The sequence below is a fragment of the Gryllotalpicola sp. CP2-P1 genome, from assembly GCF_057512245.1.
In genome coordinates, this window is record NZ_JBLRDT010000360.1 from 1 (window position 1) to 1471 (window position 1471).

The 1471-nt window shown below is 73.6% G+C and carries 1 protein-coding gene; it reads right to left on the bottom strand.

Features of this window, described 5'->3' with window-relative positions; genetic code table 11:
- Positions 1 to 157 precede the first annotated feature (157 nt).
- Positions 158 to 1243 (bottom strand): 2-phospho-L-lactate transferase, encoded by a 1086-nt coding sequence (cofD, locus tag ACM2XV_RS15200; protein ID WP_487027549.1) that lies wholly within the window; start codon positions 1241 to 1243, stop codon positions 158 to 160.
- Positions 1244 to 1471: the final 228 nt, after the last annotated feature.

Here is a 1471-nt window from a genome sequence, read left to right on the forward strand (position 1 = left end):
GATGCGCCGCCAGCCGCCACGGGCGGCGAGCGCCGCGTCGAGCGGCAGCAGGATGCGGTGGTCGACGCCGAAGCCGTGGATCAGGATGAGCGGCGTGCCCTCGCCGCGGGTCTCGATGTGCACGCCGCCAACGCTAGGGGTCACCACCGACATCCGATCAGAACAACTCGGCGGCCAGATCGAGCGCGGCGCCGGCGAGGGCCGCCGACGTCTCGGCGTCCTTCATCCAGAGCGGCACACTGCGCGAGCGGATGCCGAGCGCCTCCACCGCCCCGACCGCGTCGGCGTCCTCCTCGGCGACGAGCCAGCCGTCGAGCAGGCCGCGTGGGGCGGGGTCTCCATTCGGCTTCGCCGAGTCGACCAGCGGCTGCGCCGAGTCGACCGGCGGCTGCGCCGAGGCGGCCCGCGAACGCGACCCGTAGTGCCGCGCCACCGCGAGAGCCGAGGTCTCGACTCCGATGGCGGCGAGGCAGGCATCCGCATAGCCGCGCACCGCCGCGCCCCCGATGATCGGCGAGACGCCGACGACCGGCGCCGACGACGCATCGAGCGACGAGCGAACCCCCGGAATCGACAGCACCGTGCCCACCGACACGACCGGGTTCGACGGGGCCACCAGCACGACATCCGCCGTCGCCAGCGCGTCGCGGACGGCGCGCGTGGCCGACGCCGCCGCGAGCCCCAGCTGCACGAAGCGCTGCGCGGGAACGGCGGCGCGGTGCTTCACCCACCACTCCTCGAAGTGCACGAGCTCGGGCCCCGACCCGAGGTCGATCTCGACGTGCGTCTCGACCGGCTCGTCGGTCACGGGCAGCAGCCGCACGGGCAGGCCGGCGCCGTCGTTCCAGCGCGACGCGAGCCGCGCGACCACGTCGGTCAGGGGCATTCCCTCGCGCAGCAGCGCCGTGCGCGCGATGTGCGTGCCGAGGTCCAGGTCGCCGAGCGTGAACCACGGCCAGCCGACGCCATACGCGTTCATCTCGGCCGACACCCGGTACGACTCGTCGCGCAGCCCCCAGCCGCGCTCGTCGTCGTTGACGCCCGCGAGGGTGTACATCATCGAGTCGAGGTCGGGGGTGACTCGCAGCCCGGCGATCCACGAGTCGTCGCCCGTGTTGACGATCGCGGTGACCGTGGGCCGAGATGAGGGCGAGGGATGCCGGCGCTCCAGCTCCGCGACGAGACCGCGCGTGAACCGCGCGCCCCCGACTCCACCCACGAGCACGACGATGTTCTGAGGCATCCCTCGAGCCTATTCGCGCCGGGCCCGCTGCTCGGTCGTCACGAACACGGTCTCAGACGCGCGAGAGGCCGACTTCGTGACGACCCGCTGGGCGGCGGCACGGCCCGGTCGTCGATATTCCGGCCGATCGGAGCCCCGGGTGCCGCTTAAGTGACGACCGGGGCGAGCAGGGCCGCGACGTGCGCCGCCCGCTCGACGGGCAGCGCGCCCACCGTCACCCTGATCGCC

Excerpts from the sequence above, each read along its gene's own strand:
- cofD (WP_487027549.1), bottom strand. The coding sequence starts at position 1,243 with ATGCCTCAGAACATCGTCGTGCTCGTGGGTGGAGTCGGGGGCGCGCGG.